A 218-nucleotide genomic window follows, 5' to 3' on the forward strand; every position below is an offset into this window, starting at 1 on the left:
CCGAGGTGATCCGGGTGCGGGTTGAACCAGCGAATCAACCAGTTCCTGACGTCCTGGCCGCTCATGCGCGAAGCGACGATGCCGGCGTTCGCCAGGCCGCCTTGGATACGCTCGCAGATGGATTTCAGATATGCCGTCGGGTCCTGTCCGCGAATCTGCGCATCCGCCTTGCGGATCCGGCGGTAGACGACCATCCGCACGCGCCGCTGTTGTCCTCG

1 protein-coding gene is annotated in these 218 nt (G+C 64.7%); it reads right to left on the bottom strand.

The window, feature by feature from the left end:
• Window positions 1–218 (bottom strand): TraC family protein (locus HMPREF2924_RS37070; protein WP_141765567.1); only part of this gene is annotated, 218 nt, incomplete at both ends.

It is taken from the genome of Pseudomonas sp. HMSC063H08 (assembly GCF_001813645.1).
GTDB lineage: Bacteria > Pseudomonadota > Gammaproteobacteria > Pseudomonadales > Pseudomonadaceae > Pseudomonas > Pseudomonas aeruginosa.